This window comes from Cylindrospermopsis curvispora GIHE-G1 (assembly GCF_014489415.1).
Lineage (GTDB): Bacteria > Cyanobacteriota > Cyanobacteriia > Cyanobacteriales > Nostocaceae > Raphidiopsis > Raphidiopsis curvispora_A.
On record NZ_CP060822.1, the window covers coordinates 1,369,976 to 1,385,058 of the forward strand.

The 15,083-nt window shown below is 41.5% G+C and carries 16 protein-coding genes; 6 read left to right on the forward strand and 10 right to left on the reverse strand.

Annotated elements, in window-relative coordinates; translation table 11 throughout:
• Nucleotides 1–19: 19 nt before the first annotated feature.
• Complete coding sequence (bchI, locus tag IAR63_RS06335) at nucleotides 20–1,141, reverse strand: magnesium chelatase ATPase subunit I (RefSeq protein WP_187706991.1); 1,122 nt, start codon at nucleotides 1,139–1,141, stop codon at nucleotides 20–22.
• 230 nt (nucleotides 1,142–1,371) lie between these two features.
• Between bchI and IAR63_RS06340 the strand changes: the two genes are divergently transcribed.
• Nucleotides 1,372–1,755, forward strand: a complete 384-nt coding sequence (locus IAR63_RS06340; RefSeq protein WP_187706992.1) for an RDD family protein — start codon at nucleotides 1,372–1,374, stop codon at nucleotides 1,753–1,755.
• A 117-nt stretch (nucleotides 1,756–1,872) separates the two neighbouring features.
• Here IAR63_RS06340 and pdhA read toward each other — a convergent pair whose 3' ends face one another.
• Entirely contained in the window at nucleotides 1,873–2,910 is a 1,038-nt protein-coding gene (pdhA, locus tag IAR63_RS06345; RefSeq protein ID WP_187706993.1) for a pyruvate dehydrogenase (acetyl-transferring) E1 component subunit alpha, read from the reverse strand.
• A 129-nt stretch (nucleotides 2,911–3,039) separates the two neighbouring features.
• On the opposite strand from pdhA, the gene IAR63_RS06350 reads away from it, so the two are divergent.
• Nucleotides 3,040–4,065 carry a glucokinase gene (locus IAR63_RS06350; protein ID WP_187706994.1) on the forward strand — a complete coding sequence of 342 codons (1,026 nt, stop codon included), beginning with the start codon at nucleotides 3,040–3,042 and terminating at the stop codon, nucleotides 4,063–4,065.
• Nucleotides 4,066–4,146: 81 nt separating this feature from the next.
• Here IAR63_RS06350 and IAR63_RS06355 read toward each other — a convergent pair whose 3' ends face one another.
• Nucleotides 4,147–5,550: a glycosyltransferase family 2 protein gene (locus IAR63_RS06355; RefSeq protein WP_096546892.1), complete on the reverse strand. Its 1,404-nt coding sequence runs from the start codon at nucleotides 5,548–5,550 to the stop codon at nucleotides 4,147–4,149.
• Between the two features lie 143 nt (nucleotides 5,551–5,693).
• Between IAR63_RS06355 and IAR63_RS06360 the strand changes: the two genes are divergently transcribed.
• The 3 genes from IAR63_RS06360 to IAR63_RS06370 all read left to right on the forward strand — a co-directional run bounded on the left by IAR63_RS06360 (nucleotide 5,694) and on the right by IAR63_RS06370 (nucleotide 7,372).
• A complete protein-coding gene (locus IAR63_RS06360; RefSeq protein ID WP_096547759.1) occupies nucleotides 5,694–6,743 on the forward strand; it encodes a 3-deoxy-7-phosphoheptulonate synthase in 1,050 nt (349 codons plus the stop codon).
• Between the two features lie 132 nt (nucleotides 6,744–6,875).
• Complete coding sequence (locus tag IAR63_RS06365) at nucleotides 6,876–7,139, forward strand: asr0689 family protein (RefSeq protein ID WP_187706995.1); 264 nt, start codon at nucleotides 6,876–6,878, stop codon at nucleotides 7,137–7,139.
• An 8-nt stretch (nucleotides 7,140–7,147) separates the two neighbouring features.
• Nucleotides 7,148–7,372, forward strand: a complete 225-nt coding sequence (locus IAR63_RS06370) for a hypothetical protein (protein WP_187706996.1) — start codon at nucleotides 7,148–7,150, stop codon at nucleotides 7,370–7,372.
• A gap of 33 nt (nucleotides 7,373–7,405) precedes the next feature.
• On the opposite strand, the gene secF is transcribed toward IAR63_RS06370, so the two are convergent.
• The 5 genes from secF to IAR63_RS06395 all read right to left on the reverse strand — a co-directional run bounded on the left by secF (nucleotide 7,406) and on the right by IAR63_RS06395 (nucleotide 12,761).
• Complete coding sequence (gene secF, locus IAR63_RS06375; RefSeq protein ID WP_187706997.1) at nucleotides 7,406–8,362, reverse strand: protein translocase subunit SecF; 957 nt, start codon at nucleotides 8,360–8,362, stop codon at nucleotides 7,406–7,408.
• Nucleotides 8,359–9,765 carry a protein translocase subunit SecD gene (gene secD, locus IAR63_RS06380; RefSeq protein WP_096546900.1) on the reverse strand — a complete coding sequence of 469 codons (1,407 nt, stop codon included), beginning with the start codon at nucleotides 9,763–9,765 and terminating at the stop codon, nucleotides 8,359–8,361. The genes secF and secD overlap by 4 nt, the downstream gene beginning before the upstream one ends.
• Before the next feature lie 107 nt (nucleotides 9,766–9,872).
• Nucleotides 9,873–10,856, reverse strand: a complete 984-nt coding sequence (locus IAR63_RS06385; protein ID WP_006276827.1) for an alpha-ketoacid dehydrogenase subunit beta — start codon at nucleotides 10,854–10,856, stop codon at nucleotides 9,873–9,875.
• 118 nt (nucleotides 10,857–10,974) lie between these two features.
• Entirely contained in the window at nucleotides 10,975–12,048 is a 1,074-nt protein-coding gene (locus tag IAR63_RS06390) for a D-alanine--D-alanine ligase family protein (RefSeq protein WP_187706998.1), read from the reverse strand.
• A gap of 50 nt (nucleotides 12,049–12,098) precedes the next feature.
• Nucleotides 12,099–12,761, reverse strand: a complete 663-nt coding sequence (locus tag IAR63_RS06395; protein ID WP_187706999.1) for a class I SAM-dependent methyltransferase — start codon at nucleotides 12,759–12,761, stop codon at nucleotides 12,099–12,101.
• A gap of 210 nt (nucleotides 12,762–12,971) precedes the next feature.
• Between IAR63_RS06395 and IAR63_RS06400 the strand changes: the two genes are divergently transcribed.
• Nucleotides 12,972–13,910 carry a phosphoribulokinase gene (locus tag IAR63_RS06400; protein WP_187707000.1) on the forward strand — a complete coding sequence of 313 codons (939 nt, stop codon included), beginning with the start codon at nucleotides 12,972–12,974 and terminating at the stop codon, nucleotides 13,908–13,910.
• On the opposite strand, the gene hypB is transcribed toward IAR63_RS06400, so the two are convergent.
• Together hypB and hypA are read right to left on the reverse strand one after the other, a co-directional pair.
• Entirely contained in the window at nucleotides 13,870–14,733 is an 864-nt protein-coding gene (hypB, locus tag IAR63_RS06405; RefSeq protein ID WP_187707001.1) for a hydrogenase nickel incorporation protein HypB, read from the reverse strand. The two genes, IAR63_RS06400 and hypB, sit on opposite strands and share 41 nt — an antisense overlap.
• Entirely contained in the window at nucleotides 14,724–15,065 is a 342-nt protein-coding gene (hypA, locus tag IAR63_RS06410) for a hydrogenase maturation nickel metallochaperone HypA (RefSeq protein WP_187707002.1), read from the reverse strand. The genes hypB and hypA overlap by 10 nt, the downstream gene beginning before the upstream one ends.
• Nucleotides 15,066–15,083 lie beyond the last annotated feature (18 nt).

Below are 15,083 nucleotides of genomic sequence, written 5' to 3' on the forward strand. Positions count from 1 at the left end.
TCTGGGTAGAAATTTCCTTTCAGCTTTTAGCCCCAGTTTTGATCCCAGTGCCATTTTTGCCTGCTACATCCTCCGGTAGTTCCACGCCAAAAACACGAGCAAAAGCCTTTTCTACTTTATAACCAGAATCAATAGACTCTAAAGGATCTTTACGTAGACGATGACGTAAGCACAACGTAATGACTCGACGAATATCTTCAACTGTAACTTCTGTCCGTATTTCAAATGCAGTTAAAGCCTTAGCTGCACGATTAGTTACAATGTCACCTCTTAATCCATCCACATCTAACTGTGAACAAACCTCGGAAATTTTGACTCGCAGGTCATAATCAATATTCACCCTTGGTAACAGTTCCTGTGCACTGACAATTTGCTTCTGTAATGACTCTTGCTGAAATTGATAATTGTCTAAAAACTGAGCCGGATTTTGATCAAATTCTGAGCGTTGTTCCACAATTTGCACCCGCAAAGCAGGTTCTTTGACAGTGTGAATTTCTGCGTGCATGCCAAACCGGTCAAGTAGCTGGGGACGCAGTTCCCCTTCTTCTGGGTTTCCCGAACCAACCAATACAAATCGTGCTGGATGACGAATGGAAATACCTTCCCGTTCCACCGTATTCCAACCACTAGCAGCAGAATCAAGCAATACATCAACCAAATGGTCATCTAGTAGGTTGACTTCATCCACATACAGAATACCTCTATTAGCTTTAGCTAATAAACCCGGTTCAAAAGCTTTCACACCTTCGGACAAGGCTTTTTCAATGTCAATGGTGCCACAAACCCGGTCTTCTGTTGCACCCAGTGGTAGATCCACCATTTGCACCTTTTTATGAGCAATGGCAATTTCTAAGCCTTGGGCTACTTGTTGACGCACTTCATCACTCATTAAATCTGGATCACTAGGATCACTGTTAAAGGGATCATTAGCCACTACAGGAATCTCTGGCAATAAATCCGCTAAAGCCCGAATTGTGGTAGATTTACCAGTACCGCGATCGCCCATAATCATTACGCCACCGATTTTAGGGTCAATTACATTTAGCAACAGGGCTAGTTTCATTTCTTCCTGACCAACAATGGCTGTGAATGGGAAGACTACGCGGCGTGTACTTGTCTTAGATTGAGCAGTTGAAGTCACTAAAAATTACCTTAACAATATTTTTTTCGATTACAACTCCCTATTTTGCCATGTTTAGAGGCGATTGAGATCTTTATTGACAACTCCCCTGTCTAAAGACGCAGGGGATTCACAACAAACCTAAGAAAGGTGCGATTCCGAGTATTAAATTTTTCTTAATTTATGGATCTGTAGTTTCCTATCTACGGTATTTTGACTATGTCAATTGACACTATCTGGGAGAACCCGTTATGAGGTACGCTGCTTTCTGGCCAAGATTTTTGGCCTGGCTTATTGATTCCATAATACTATCAATTATAGGATCGTTGTTGGGATTTGTTCTGGGCAAAAAAGCTGGTGCTATTGCGATTGTTGTTAGTATAGTAGCGAACTGGCTGTACTTTGCAATCTTCGAGAGTTCTGACAAGCAAGCAACTTTAGGAAAGCAGGCTTTAGGTATAGTTGTGACCGATATGAACGGCGAGCCAATTTCCTTTGCTAGAGCGACTGGCAGGTATTTTGCTAAATTTCTCTCAGGACTGGTTCTTCTGATAGGCTATATAATGGCAGCCTTCACGGAGAAAAAACAGGCCCTACATGATATGCTTGCTGGCACTTTGGTAATTAAACCATAATACCAGGATTAATGGGTAAAAATTCTAGCTCGCCTCCGCATTCTTATGGGTGCTAATCCCCTACCATAATATTGAGCCTCCCTGGTTTTGGAAACCGGGGAGGCGCCTTATTCGCTTTTACTCGTCTTCAGCAAAAATGAAGCGATATAACTCACTAGAGTCAGGTTCAGGACTCTCCTGGGCAAAACGGACTGCATCCTCAATTAAACTCTGTATTTTCTTCTCAATCTGTTTTAAATCTGATTCTACCGCTAAATTATGCTCCACTAAATAGGCACCTAACTTTTTAATGGGATCGCGAGAAAACCAAAATTCTTTTTCTTCTTTACTACGCAACTCATCAGGATCAGCTAGGGAGTGACCACGGAAACGATAGGTAAGGGCCTCAATTAAAGTTGGTCCCTCCCCTGCACGGGCTCTAGCTACTGCTTCTTGGGCAACTTGACGCACTGCTAAAACATCCATGCCATCTACTTCTACTCCTACCATGTTAAACACACTGGCTTTTTTGTAAATTTCTGGATCCGAAGTTGCCCGTTCGTGCGCCATACCAATTGCCCACTTGTTATTTTCTACCACAAACAGAATTGGCAGTTTCCACAGTGCTGCCATATTTAGGGTCTCGAAAAATTGACCGTTGTTTGCAGCTCCATCACCAAAGAAACAAGCGGTTACTTGATCCGCTTTTTGATCTCCTAACACTTCTCGACGGTATTTACTTTGAAAGGCTGCTCCTGATGCTACCGGAATACCTTCCGCCACAAAAGCATAACCACCCAGTAACCGATGCTCAGCAGAAAACATGTGCATGGAACCACCACGCCCTTTGCTACATCCTGTGGCCTTGCCAAACAATTCTGCCATTACTTCCCTAGCTGGCACACCTGCACTCAAAGCATGGACGTGATCACGATAGGTACTGGAAACAAAGTCCTCACCAGGACGCATTGCACCCCTGATTATACCACTGGAAACTGCTTCCTGTCCATTATATAAATGGACAAACCCAAACATTTTTCCCCGATAGTACATTTCTGCGCATTTATCTTCAAAATAGCGTCCTAGTACCATGTCCTCGTATAGTCCCAGCCCATCTTCTTTAGTGATTTGGACTGTAGCGGTGTCAAATTTGGGTAACGTGCGTTCTTGAACCATTATTGTAAATTGTTCCTATCGTAAAAGATAATCTGCTATAAAACAGATGGTTGGTGAATTTTCCACTGACTCCTATTATATTGGCTGTATTACAGGAAAACTAACTAATAAATCACAAGAACATCACTTATGCAATTACTAGCTGGAGATATAGGTGGTACTGGAACTCGACTCAGATTAGTGGAGTTTTCCCCATCCCTGGGTTTACGCACCTTATATGAGGACAATTATCGTAGTGGAGATTTTGATGATTTAGTACCAATTGTAATTCGCTTTTTAGAGGCGGGACAAACTGCTACAGGAACCATATTTGCCCCAGAAAGGGCCTGTTTTGCGATCGCAGGTCCTGTGGTAAACAATAAGGTGAAGTTAACTAATCTCTCCTGGTTTTTGGAGGGGGAAAGACTGGCACAGGAACTGAATATACCCACAGTGTCTCTGATTAATGATTTTGCAGCTGTGGGTTATGGCATTTTAGGTTTACAAAGCCAGGATTTAATTACGCTACAAGATGTCCCACCCCAACCCGGTGCACCAATAGGAGTAATTGGAGCGGGGACAGGTTTAGGAGAAGCATTTTTAATTCAACAAGGTGAAAATTATCAGGTTTTTGCCACAGAGGGTGGTCATGGAGACTTTGCTCCCAGGAATGAATTAGAATTTAGACTATTACAATATATTCTCAATAAGTATGGGATTGCTCGCTCCTCCATAGAAAGGGTGGTTTCCGGGTTAGGGATAATTTCCATTTACCAGTTCCTCAGAGATACAACCCAAGAAGCGGAAAACCCAGAAATCGCTCAAGTTGTCACAAACTGGGAAAACGGTCAGGGAGGATCTGATCCAGGAGCTGCTATTGGCACTGCAGCGCTCAATAACAGCGATCGCCTGTCCATAGAAACAATGAGAATATTTGTCAGTTGTTATGGTGCGGAAGCCCACAATTTTGCTTTAAAACTATTACCCTATGGAGGATTATATATTGCTGGTGGTATAGCTCCTAGGAATTTACCTCTGATGCAAAATGGCAACTTCCTGAAAAATTTTGTTGAGGGGGGTACTATGACCTCCCTACTCCAAAATATCCCAGTACACATAATTGTCAACGAACAGGTGGGACTAATAGGTGCTGCTTTGTTTGCATCCAGACTTTGAGGTTATGGTTTTTCGGGATGGAAGCCAAGGAACTACCGCTGAAGTAGATTCCTTCTCAACCAACCCTGTATGCAGGTTTTATTAATGTTGGGAACCAGTATGTACCGTCTTAACCCACTTGAGGTGTTTAGGACGCAGTGACACCCTAGCCGTAGTGCTACTCATAACCACTAACCAGTGCAACATATAAATGCTGCCACGAATAGTTTGTAAAAGTAGCGTAAAGTAATTAGAGTTTTTCTGATCTTGTCGAGTGCGCTTTAAACCAGAGAACATGCCAATAAAAGACATAGTTACAGATAAACCGGTAATGGGCGCTAATATAGGGGGACGATGGCGAATCAGAGACATAAGTAAATCCGGTACTGCTGCTGTGGGTATAATATACATAATCAGCATAAAAATCAGTAAATCAAGGGTTTTACCTGCTCTCATGCGACCCTTGAGGATGAGATCCCAGTAATCTAAATAACGCTGGTATCCACCCTCAGCCCAACGACTGCGTTGATGCCAAAGGGCCACTACATTGGTCACACCTTCTTCCAGTACAGGTGGATAGAACATACATTCTATATCCCAACCAGTTAGATTTAAGCGAATAGTTAAATCCAAATCATCAGTGATAGTTTCCTCATTCCACCCACCACAGCTATTGAGAGCTTCCCGACGCACAAACTGACCATTACCCCGCAATTCACCCAAGCCACCAATAGCAGTGCGTTGTTGTTGGAACCAGGTATCAACAGCCATTTCCGCCATTTGTCCCTTAGTCCAAAAATTTTCCTTAGCATTGGCGATCGCCTTTCTCACTTGTACAGCACCGACCTTTTCTCGTTGAAAAGTAGGTATAACCTGTACCAATAAGTCCGAATTAACTTGAGCATCAGCATCAAACACGGCAATAATTTCACCCTTAGTCATGGGTAAAACCTGATTTAACGCCCCAGATTTTCCACCGGTAGCATTAGCATCTCGGCGAAAGACATTGAGTTGTTTATAATCTTGCTGTAGTTGTGCTAGTATCTCAGAAGTTTTGTCTGTGCTATGGTCATCAATAATCCAGACCTCATATTCGCCATGGGGATATTCCAGACTACAAAGATTGTGCACCAATCTAGCAATAACTGACTGTTCGTTTTTAGCTGAGACTAAGACCGATACAGAGGGTAAATCTCCTTGTATGTGCTTATGGTGGTGGCGGGGTCTGACAAAAATAATTCTGAGAGCATGAACACCCAAGATGGTGGTGAGGCCCAGAATAAAAACAAAACCCCAGGAAACTAAATGTAAAGCAATAGTTCCCCCCCAAACCATAGTTAGGACCAAGATGGCCTTAGGTCTGCGTCCTTGAAAGCGGGATGAAGAGCAAATATCCTTAATCCCATTTTTGGATTTCCCCTGGGCTGAAAGGTCAGATAGCAGGGAGTCTAGACCATCAGAATTTGCTGTATATGAGTCCTGATCTGTCCAGGAATTCGCTGGCATAGTTATTTTGCTCGCAACACCGTTATTTATGTTAAGTTTACCAATTACTGGAAGAATTAGGGGAGTGGTTGAAATTTTCAGCAAAAATGTGTATAGTGTTAGTTTACACTGAAAAAATGTGGCACCCATCCAGAGTTTGCATCATGATCAACAAATTAGTCAACACCAACATTAAGAGTTCCCACGTTTTACCAACCCCCAGTCAAGTTAAAGAAAAACTACCTTTAACCAAATCCGCTGAGCACACGATTTTACAGTATAGAGAAGAACTAGAGAATATTTTAGATTTTCAAGACAGCAGAAAATTCATTGTAGTTGGCCCCTGTTCTATTCATGATCCACAAGCTGCTATAGAATATGCAGAAAAGTTAAAACTCCTAGCACATAAAGTCCATGATAAGTTGCTATTAATCATGCGGGTTTACTTTGAAAAGCCCAGAACTACTGTTGGATGGAAGGGACTAATTAACGACCCAGACATGGATGATTCCTTCAAAGTAGAAAAGGGAATTTTAATTGCCCGTAGTTTGCTATTAAAACTAGCAGAATTAGGACTACCCACAGCAACGGAAGCATTAGATCCAATTATTCCCCAATATATTAGCGAACTAGTGAGTTGGTCAGCAATTGGAGCAAGAACAACAGAATCACAGACCCACCGAGAAATGGCCAGTGGTCTTTCCATGCCAGTAGGTTTTAAAAATGGCACAGACGGCAATATTAATGTGGCCTTGAATGCTCTCAAATCTGCCCAGAGCACTCACCATTTTTTAGGCATTAATCAAAAAGGACAGGTCAGTGTATTTGAAACCCGAGGCAATTCCCATGGTCATGTAATTTTGCGAGGGGGCACTAAACCCAACTATGATCCACATAATGTGAGATTGGTAGAAGAGCAGTTGAAAACAGCAGGTTTACCATCAAGAATCGTTATTGATTGTAGTCATGGTAATACCAATAAAGACTATAGATTGCAATCTCGGGTCTTAGAAAGTGCTATTGGGCAAATAGTTGATGGTAATACCTCTATTGTGGGTATGATGCTGGAATCAAATTTATATGAAGGTAATCAGCCAATCAATGGTAACCGGGAGGGGTTAAAGTATGGTGTCTCTGTAACTGACCAATGTATTAGTTGGGAGGAAACGGAAAAAATTATTTTAGCTGCTCATGCTCAACTGGGGAGAGGTTAACAAATCCTACAGTCCTTAAAGCACTAAAAGTTTTTAATTACCAAAAATATCCCCAAGAATATGCGATTCTGCATAATAATATTGCGATCGCCTATCTTGCTATACCTATATCATCACAGGGAGGAAATAAACATGATAGACCTGTTCAACGATCCGGGAGTTAGAGTATTTATATCTAGCCTAAATACGGATATCAATTGGGCAACAATCTCTACTTGGTTAGTGATTGCTGTCATTTTATCTATGGTTGGTGGTGCCCTGGGGGGAATGATGATTGCAGGTAAAGATTTAGGTTTTAAATTCGCAGCCATAATTGGCAGTTTGTTCGCACCTGCTGGGGTAATTCCCACTTTGATATTAGGATTACTACTATTAAACTTTCTGGGTAATTATTAGGAGTAAATATGTTAGAATTAGGTTGGTTTTCGCTCAAACTATTGTGCAAAGGTAAATTATTTCGCGATCCCCTATATTTTACTCGTCAAACTATCATTGCTTCCAGTTTCGGTGTGGTATTATTAGTGCTATTAGCACAGACTTCAATTCCCCTATGTATTCCTATTACCATTAGCAGTTTAACTACTGGTATGATAATGCCTTTTCTGTTGAAAGATTTCCGGATGAAATGATTTCTGGGGGGATAATAATTCCCCCGGGTAACCCTAAGTTTCCATTTCGGTGTAGGTTTGAACGCTGCTTCTTTCTCTCCACAGGGTTAAAAGGGTACTGGCAATAAAAATGCTGGAATACACACCCGCCCCAAAACCAATAATCAAGGCTAGGGAAAAATACTTCAACGTTTCCCCACCAAATATAAAAATAGCCACCAATGATAACATGGTAGTTAGGGTGGTATTTATTGATCTAGTTAAGGTTTGATCTACTGCATCATCCACAATCTTATCAATGGGTATGTGGGGACTGTTTTTGAGGTTTTCCCTAATCCGGTCATAAATTACAACCGTATCGTTAACAGAAAATCCCGTAATTGTCAGCAATGCTACGATAAATAAACTATCTACTTCTATACCAAAAACTAAACCAAAAATGGAAAATATACCCACTGTAATCAAAATATCATGCAAGAGGGCAATTATGGCAAAAACTGCATAGTCCCATTGAAATCTCAAAGCTAGGTAAATTGTAATCCCAATAAAAGAAACTATTAAAGCAATAATTCCAGACCTGAACAGTTCTCCACCTAGGGTTGGACCCACATCGTCAATTTGGTTTTTTTGTGGGTCAAAAACACCAACTTTTTGGCTCAGGGCACTTTGTAATCTAAGGCGCTGATCCGTATCTAAGTTTTTTGTTCTAATGGTGATGCCATTTTGCTCACCATTGTCGGAAATCAGCTGTATGCTACTTTCCCCTAAATCCTGCTCTTTGGCAACTTCCCGCACCACGTTAATATCTATGGGTCGATCGCAGTTATTAGGTTGTTTACAATCCCTCACTAGTTGTAATCTGGTACCACCAATGAAATCTAATCCAGGACGTAAAGGAGCTTTAATAGTGGGTGTTTGCCAAGAAATCACCATGGATATAATTCCACTGATAATAATCACTAATGAAACAACCCACCAGATATTTCGCCACTTGTTAACATGTAATCTCATTTGACTATCTCGGTTCTATCTGCTAATTTAGGAACATACAACGCTAACTTCCGCCAAGCTGGAAAGGATATAGCTAAAAACATAAGAGTGCGACTACAGGTAATGGCGGTAAACATGCTAACCGCAACTCCTAATGCTAAAGTGAGGGCAAATCCTTTTACCAATCCAGAACCCAACCAAAATAGTGCTGCGCAGGCAATCCAGGTGGTAACATTACTATCTAAAATGCTGGAAAATGCCCGGTAAAAACCAGATTCCACAGACCTATATAGAGTTTTACCAGCTCTTAACTCCTCTCGGGTACGCTCAAAAATTAGTACATTAGCATCTACCGCCATACCAATACTCAGGATAAAACCTGCTATACCCGGTAGGGTAAGGGTGACTCCTAATAGACAAAATGTGGCCCAGGTTAAGATGGCGTAGATGATTAGGGAAATATCCGCAATCAATCCCGGTAATCTGTAGTATGAAACCATAAATACTAAAACCAGGGTTAAACCTCCAATACCAGCATAGATACTACTCTGAATACTATCTTGACCTAGGGTAGCACCTACTGTCCTTCTTTCGGCAATTTCCACCGGTACGGGTAAGGCTCCTCCCCTTAATTGTACACCTAGATTATTTGCTTCTTCCGCTTGAAACCTTCCCGTAATAATTGCTGATCCACCAGTGATACCAGTGGCTGCAAACTCTGCCCCTACAGTAGGAGAGCTAATTAACTCATTGTCTAAAAAAATACCAATTCCCCGTCCAGTCCCTGCCAATTGTTTGGTCAACTCGGCAAATAGGGCCCCACCTTCATTGTCAAAGCGCAGGGCCACGTTCCAATTGTTTCCTTGGGTAGGCTCTCCATAAGCATCTTTCAGGTATTTACCTGTTAGGGGTGGATCCGTGCTGGCAAATAACTCCGCGATCGCCTGATAGTTTTTCTTTAATTCCGCTTGATTTGCAGCAATGGCATTTTCATCTTTTCCCTTTCTTAAAGTCTCTTGTTTACTTTTTATATCCACTTGAGATACTCTTAAACTCTGTAATAAAGTTTCCGTATCTGGCTTTTGTAGACGAAACTCTAGTTGTGCTGTACCACCAAGTACCTTTTCCGCTTGTTGTGGGTCATTTACCCCGGGTAACTGGACCAGAATCTTATCTTTGCCCACGGTTTGAATGATCGGTTCAGAAACTCCTAAACCATTAATTCTCCCTTCTACAACCTTTTTAACTGCTTCCAGCTCCCTCTCTGTAATTTCTTTGATTTGCTCTGTTGGTTTCACCTGAATTGTTAACTGAGAACCCCCTTGCAGGTCTAATCCCAAGGGCACGGGAATTTTAACAATCACTACTATTGCTGCAATAAGTAAAATTACGATTAAGGCTAATACGGATTTGTATTTTTGCATAGGGATCTAAAATTAATTCACACTCATAAAAAAGGTAAGTAAGATTGAGTATCTTTGGTATTTACTGATACTCAATCTCAGCGGTTTATAACCGAAAGTTTAAGCTATTAAACCCGCAAAGCGACCATTTTTTCCACTGCTTCCACTACCTGTTCTGGTTGGACAATGGTTAACCTTTCTAGGTTACCGTTGTAAGGTGTGGGAATATCTTGGGAGGACAGACGCAATACAGGTGCATCTAGTTCATCAAACAATCTGTCATTGATAGAGGCGGTTAATTCTGCTCCAATTCCTCCTGTTCTCATACACTCTTCCACCACTATCACCCGGTGAGTTTTGCGAATTGATGCACCAATGGTGTCAAAGTCAAGAGGCTTCAAGGAAATTAAATCAATAACTTCTGGGTCATATCCCTGTTTTTCCAAAGTTTTCACTGCTTGCATTACATGATAACGCATCCGTGAATATGTGAGAATAGTTACATCTTTTCCTTTACGAACTATCTCCGCTTTATCTAGGGGGAGGATGTATTCTTCCCTAGGCAAATCTTCTTTTAAGTTGTAAAGCAAAACGTGTTCAAAAAATAACACTGGATTATCATCCCGGATTGCTGCTTTTAATAGACCCTTAGCGTTATAGGGTGTGGAGCAGGCAACAATTTTTAAGCCTGGAACTGCTTGGAAGTAGGCTTCCAGTCTTTGGGAGTGTTCTGCTCCTAGTTGTCTACCCACGCCACCTGGACCACGAATAACCATGGGGATTTTAAAGTTACCACCGGATGTATACCGTAACATTCCCGCATTGTTGGAAATTTGGTTGAATGCTAGGAGCAAAAAGCCCATGTTCATACCTTCGATTATAGGTCTTAATCCCGTCATGGCTGCACCTACAGCTAATCCGGTAAAGCTATTTTCAGCGATGGGGGTATCCAAGACTCGCAGATCACCATACTTTTTACACAGGTCTTTGGTAACTTTATAGGAACCGCCGTAGTGTCCCACGTCCTCGCCTAGTACAAACACGCTAGGATCGCGGGACATTTCTTCGTCAATTGCTTCCCGCAGAGCGTTGAAAAATAGTGTTTCTGCCATTAGACCTTTATCAAAATTTATTCCTTTCAAATTCTATCGCGCCTACGTCTATAATAACGTCGGCGATTGCACTATTGATTTGTAATCATGGTCAATCTCGCATTGTATCGTCAATCTATCAATTTGTCAATCGGTCTGAGGTTGGTTGGCGTTCAATTGCCAGTTGAATCAATTGGTCAACCAGTTGGGGAAAGCTAATCCCTGTATTTGCCCAAAGTTGGGGATACATACTTGTGGATGTAAATCCTGGTAAGGTGTTAATTTCGTTGATTAATATTTGTCCGGTGGACTCCACGTAGAAGAAATCTACCCTGGCTAAACCAGCAGCATCAACTGCTGCAAAGGCTTTTAGGGACATTTCTTGAATTTGTTCAACTACTGTTTGTGGTAGGGGTGCGGGTATTAACAGGTCAGCTTTTCCCTGGGTATATTTGGTTTCATAATCGTAAAAGTCACTATTAAAAGTGATTTCACCAACTACAGAAGCTTGGGGATGGTCATTACCCAAAACTGCGCATTCTACTTCTCTAGCAACTACTCCAGCTTCAACTATAATCCTTCTATCATAGGTAGCAGCATTATCTAGGGCAGTTTCTAGTTCTTGACGGGAGCGTACTTTAGCAATACCTACGGATGAACCTAGGTTAGCTGGTTTAACAAAGCAAGGATAACCCAATGTGGTCTCAATTTGGTCGCACAGTTTAGGAAACACACAGGGATTTGACCAAACTTGTGATCTGGTAACGGTTTGGTATTGGACTTGGGGTAGCCCCGCTTGGGCAAAAGCTGTTTTCATGGCAATTTTATCCATTCCCATGGCTGACCCCAAAACTCCAGACCCGACAAAAGGTACTTGCATTAAGGTGAGTAACCCCTGAATGGTTCCATCCTCTCCATTAGGTCCATGGAGTATGGGAAACCACAGATCAATTTGGGGAGATTTCTGAGGAAATTGCCATAAATTGACCGTGGTAAGGGTATTTTCTTGGGCTGAACCCGATTCTAAGACTTTTCTAGCTATTTCCTCCCCTTGCCATACCCCGTCCTTTTGAATGTAAAATGGATACACCTCATATTTTTGGCTATTCTCTCCCGTAGTCAAGGCCTTGGCAATTGCTCCTGCTGAAACTATGGAAACTTCATGTTCTCCAGAACGTCCACCAAATAATAACCCCACCCTCAGTTTTGACATTTTCTTTTCCTCAAGAATCTCTCAACGTGATAGATTAACATATTGATTTGTTAATTTTTTCTCGCCAGTGTTAATCCATCTGCTATGGGGACTAGACTTAGGGTGATTCTTGAATCTTGGTGTACTTTTTGATTAAATGCACGAATTTTGCTGGTTTGGTTGTCTTGTATTTCTGGATCTGCTACTCTTCCTGACCAAAGCACATTATCCACCGCAATTAATCCACCAGGTCTAACTAGTTCTAGCGATCGCTCGTAATAATTTTCATAGTTCGCCTTATCTGCATCTATAAAGGCAAAATCAAAGGTTCCTCCTTCCCCTGCTGCTAATAGTTTATCTAGAGTTTCTAATGCTGGAGCTAGTTGTAGGTCAATTTTATCTGCTACTCCCGCCTTTTGCCAGTATATTCGAGCCATACTAGTGTACTCTTCACTGATATCACAGGCAATGATTTTGCCATCATCAGGTAAAGACAAAGCCACTACTAGGGAACTGTAACCTGTGAATACCCCTATATCTAAGGTTTTTTTTGCTCCTAAGATTTTAATTAGCAGTGCCATAAATTGTCCCTGCTCTGGGGAGATCTGCATCATGGACATTGGCAGCTTGGCAGTTTCTCGACGTAATTCGCTGAGAATATCCAGTTCGCGCAGGGAGTTTCTCAGGAGATAATTATATATATCCGTTCCTAAACCCAAGGTTTGATTTGTCATGGTATGGTATAAGGGTGATTTTTAGCCATTATATCTTCTGCGCACTGGGAGCAGAGCTGAATATGTTGAGAGATGTTGCGGTCATGCAAAAAGTTGATCTTCGTTCCCAGGTTTGAACTTATAATCTGTAAAGATAATCTAAAAAATGTTCTTGGAGAACCAGGTGTTATTATGTGATATCATCAGCGGTTTGTATTTAAGGGGGTAAAGATGAGTCGTCCAATTATTCTTGGTATTGTCGGTGATAGCGCTGCAGGAAAAACTACCCTCACTAGGGGTATAGCCCAGGTGCTAGGACCAGAAAATGTAACTCTCATCTGCACTGATGATTATCACCGGTATGACCGTCAGCAAAGGGCAGAAATTGGCATTACTGCTCTTCATCCAGACTGTAATTATCTGGACATTATGCAACAACACCTGGCTCTTCTGCGCACAGGACAGTCTATACTCAAACCGGTCTATAGTCATAAAACAGGAACCTTTGAACCACCTCAATACATTAAACCGAATAAGTTTGTCATTATTGAAGGGTTACTGGGCTATTCTACCCGTGCTGCACGTGACGCTTATGATGTCAAAGTCTATCTAGCTCCTCCAGAATCTCTACGAGCTGATTGGAAGATCAAAAGAGATACCCAAAAGCGGGGTTATACCCAAGAACAAGTGTTAGCAGAATTAGAAAAGCGGGAACCAGATTCGGAGCAGTTTATTCGTCCTCAACGTCAATGGTCTGACATTGTAGTTACCTTCTATCCCCCCAATGACAATGAAACGGAAAATGGTGGACATCTTAATGTGCGGTTAATCTTGCGCCCTACTATTCCCCATCCTGATTTTACTCAAATTCTTCATCCAGATAATGACGACTCAGAATCACCCGTGCGTTTGGGACTGGATAGGGATATGGGTAAACCAGTTGATGTGTTAGAAGTTGATGGACACGCCACTTTAGAACAGGTTAATAAAATAGAGCATGTTATGTGTAATGATATGCCATATCTTAAAAATGTGTGCGATCGCGAAATTAATCCTGAACTGGGTAAGATTGCTGGCACAACTGGGGAAACTTTGCAAAGTTATCCATTGGCAATAACACAATTGATAGTTACCTATCACATGTTGAAGGCGACCCAAGGGCATTCTTAAAGGAAGGAGCGAGGGTGTGATGAGACAAAAAGCCATACCAATTATCTAAGCCTGCACCAGTGGTAGCAGAAACTTGATAAACCCGAATGTGGGGATTAACCTTTTTCGCATAGTCAATACATTTTTCCACATCAAACTGTACATAGGGCAATAAATCTATTTTAGTCAGGATCATAACATCACTGAGACGAAAGATGTGGGGGTATTTCATGGGTTTATCTTCCCCTTCTGTAACTGAGAGAATGACAACCTTAGTCTGCTCCCCCAGGTCAAATAATGCGGGACAGACTAAATTGCCCACATTCTCTATCATCAATACAGAATCCAAGGGAGGTTGAAGTTCCTGTATTCCCCTTTCTATCATAGCTGCATCTAAATGACAACCTGTACCCGTATTTATTTGTATTACCTTGCAACCTGTGGATTGGATTTTTTGTGCATCGTTAGTGGTTTCCTGATCTCCTTCGATTACACTAATATTTAACTTGTGTTTTAAGTCATTAATTGTGCGAGTTAACAGAGTGGTTTTACCTGCACCTGGAGAACTCATCAGGTTTAGAGCTAGGATATTTCGCCCTTTAAACCACCCTCTATTTTGAGCAGCTATTAAATTATTTTTGCCTAAAATTTCCTGTTCTAGTGATATGGTTGTATGGTGAATTTTAGCATGAATATTTGCTGGAGATTGGTCATGTTGGTGAGCATGTTCAATTAGAGTTCCATCAGCTAGGGTATGGGTATGATAATCTCCATTGGGGGAATGGGGACTCATATTGGTAATTTTGGTTTCTTGATTGCCATCACATCCGCAGGTTACACACATAATTCCTCCACTTCTATTTCCCTAATTTTTAATTCTTCACCTGTAATTAAATCCAATCCTACACTACCACATTGACAGATTCCAAAAGGTTTATCTACCGTAAATGTGACCCCACATTGTTGACATCTGGCCATTCCAGGGACTTCTATAATTTCTAATTTTGCTCCTTCAACTATTGTACCCTGGGCACAGATATCGAAACAGAATTCTATAGCATCTGGCATTATGGCAGATAATTTACCTATTTCCAACGTCACCCGCTTAACCCGATGGTTGTGGGCATTTTCCTTAACTATGGCAATTATGTTACGAGTTATTCCTAATTCGTGCATATTTTATCCCAATATATC

Bases quoted from the DNA above. Each gene is read 5' to 3' on its own strand.
- IAR63_RS06385 (WP_006276827.1), bottom strand. From the start codon at position 10,856: ATGGCAGAAACACTATTTTTCAACGCTCTGCGGGAAGCAATTGACGAA.
- secD (WP_096546900.1), bottom strand. From the start codon at position 9,765: ATGCAAAAATACAAATCCGTATTAGCCTTAATCGTAATTTTACTTATT.
- IAR63_RS06365 (WP_187706995.1), top strand. From the start codon at position 6,876: ATGATAGACCTGTTCAACGATCCGGGAGTTAGAGTATTTATATCTAGC.
- IAR63_RS06355 (WP_096546892.1), bottom strand. From the start codon at position 5,550: ATGCCAGCGAATTCCTGGACAGATCAGGACTCATATACAGCAAATTCT.
- secF (WP_187706997.1), bottom strand. From the start codon at position 8,362: ATGAGATTACATGTTAACAAGTGGCGAAATATCTGGTGGGTTGTTTCA.
- IAR63_RS06400 (WP_187707000.1), top strand. From the start codon at position 12,972: ATGAGTCGTCCAATTATTCTTGGTATTGTCGGTGATAGCGCTGCAGGA.
- pdhA (WP_187706993.1), bottom strand. From the start codon at position 2,910: ATGGTTCAAGAACGCACGTTACCCAAATTTGACACCGCTACAGTCCAA.
- hypA (WP_187707002.1), bottom strand. From the start codon at position 15,065: ATGCACGAATTAGGAATAACTCGTAACATAATTGCCATAGTTAAGGAA.
- IAR63_RS06390 (WP_187706998.1), bottom strand. From the start codon at position 12,048: ATGTCAAAACTGAGGGTGGGGTTATTATTTGGTGGACGTTCTGGAGAA.
- IAR63_RS06350 (WP_187706994.1), top strand. From the start codon at position 3,040: ATGCAATTACTAGCTGGAGATATAGGTGGTACTGGAACTCGACTCAGA.
- hypB (WP_187707001.1), bottom strand. From the start codon at position 14,733: ATGTGTGTAACCTGCGGATGTGATGGCAATCAAGAAACCAAAATTACC.
- IAR63_RS06395 (WP_187706999.1), bottom strand. From the start codon at position 12,761: ATGACAAATCAAACCTTGGGTTTAGGAACGGATATATATAATTATCTC.
- IAR63_RS06360 (WP_096547759.1), top strand. From the start codon at position 5,694: ATGATCAACAAATTAGTCAACACCAACATTAAGAGTTCCCACGTTTTA.
- IAR63_RS06370 (WP_187706996.1), top strand. From the start codon at position 7,148: ATGTTAGAATTAGGTTGGTTTTCGCTCAAACTATTGTGCAAAGGTAAA.
- IAR63_RS06340 (WP_187706992.1), top strand. From the start codon at position 1,372: ATGAGGTACGCTGCTTTCTGGCCAAGATTTTTGGCCTGGCTTATTGAT.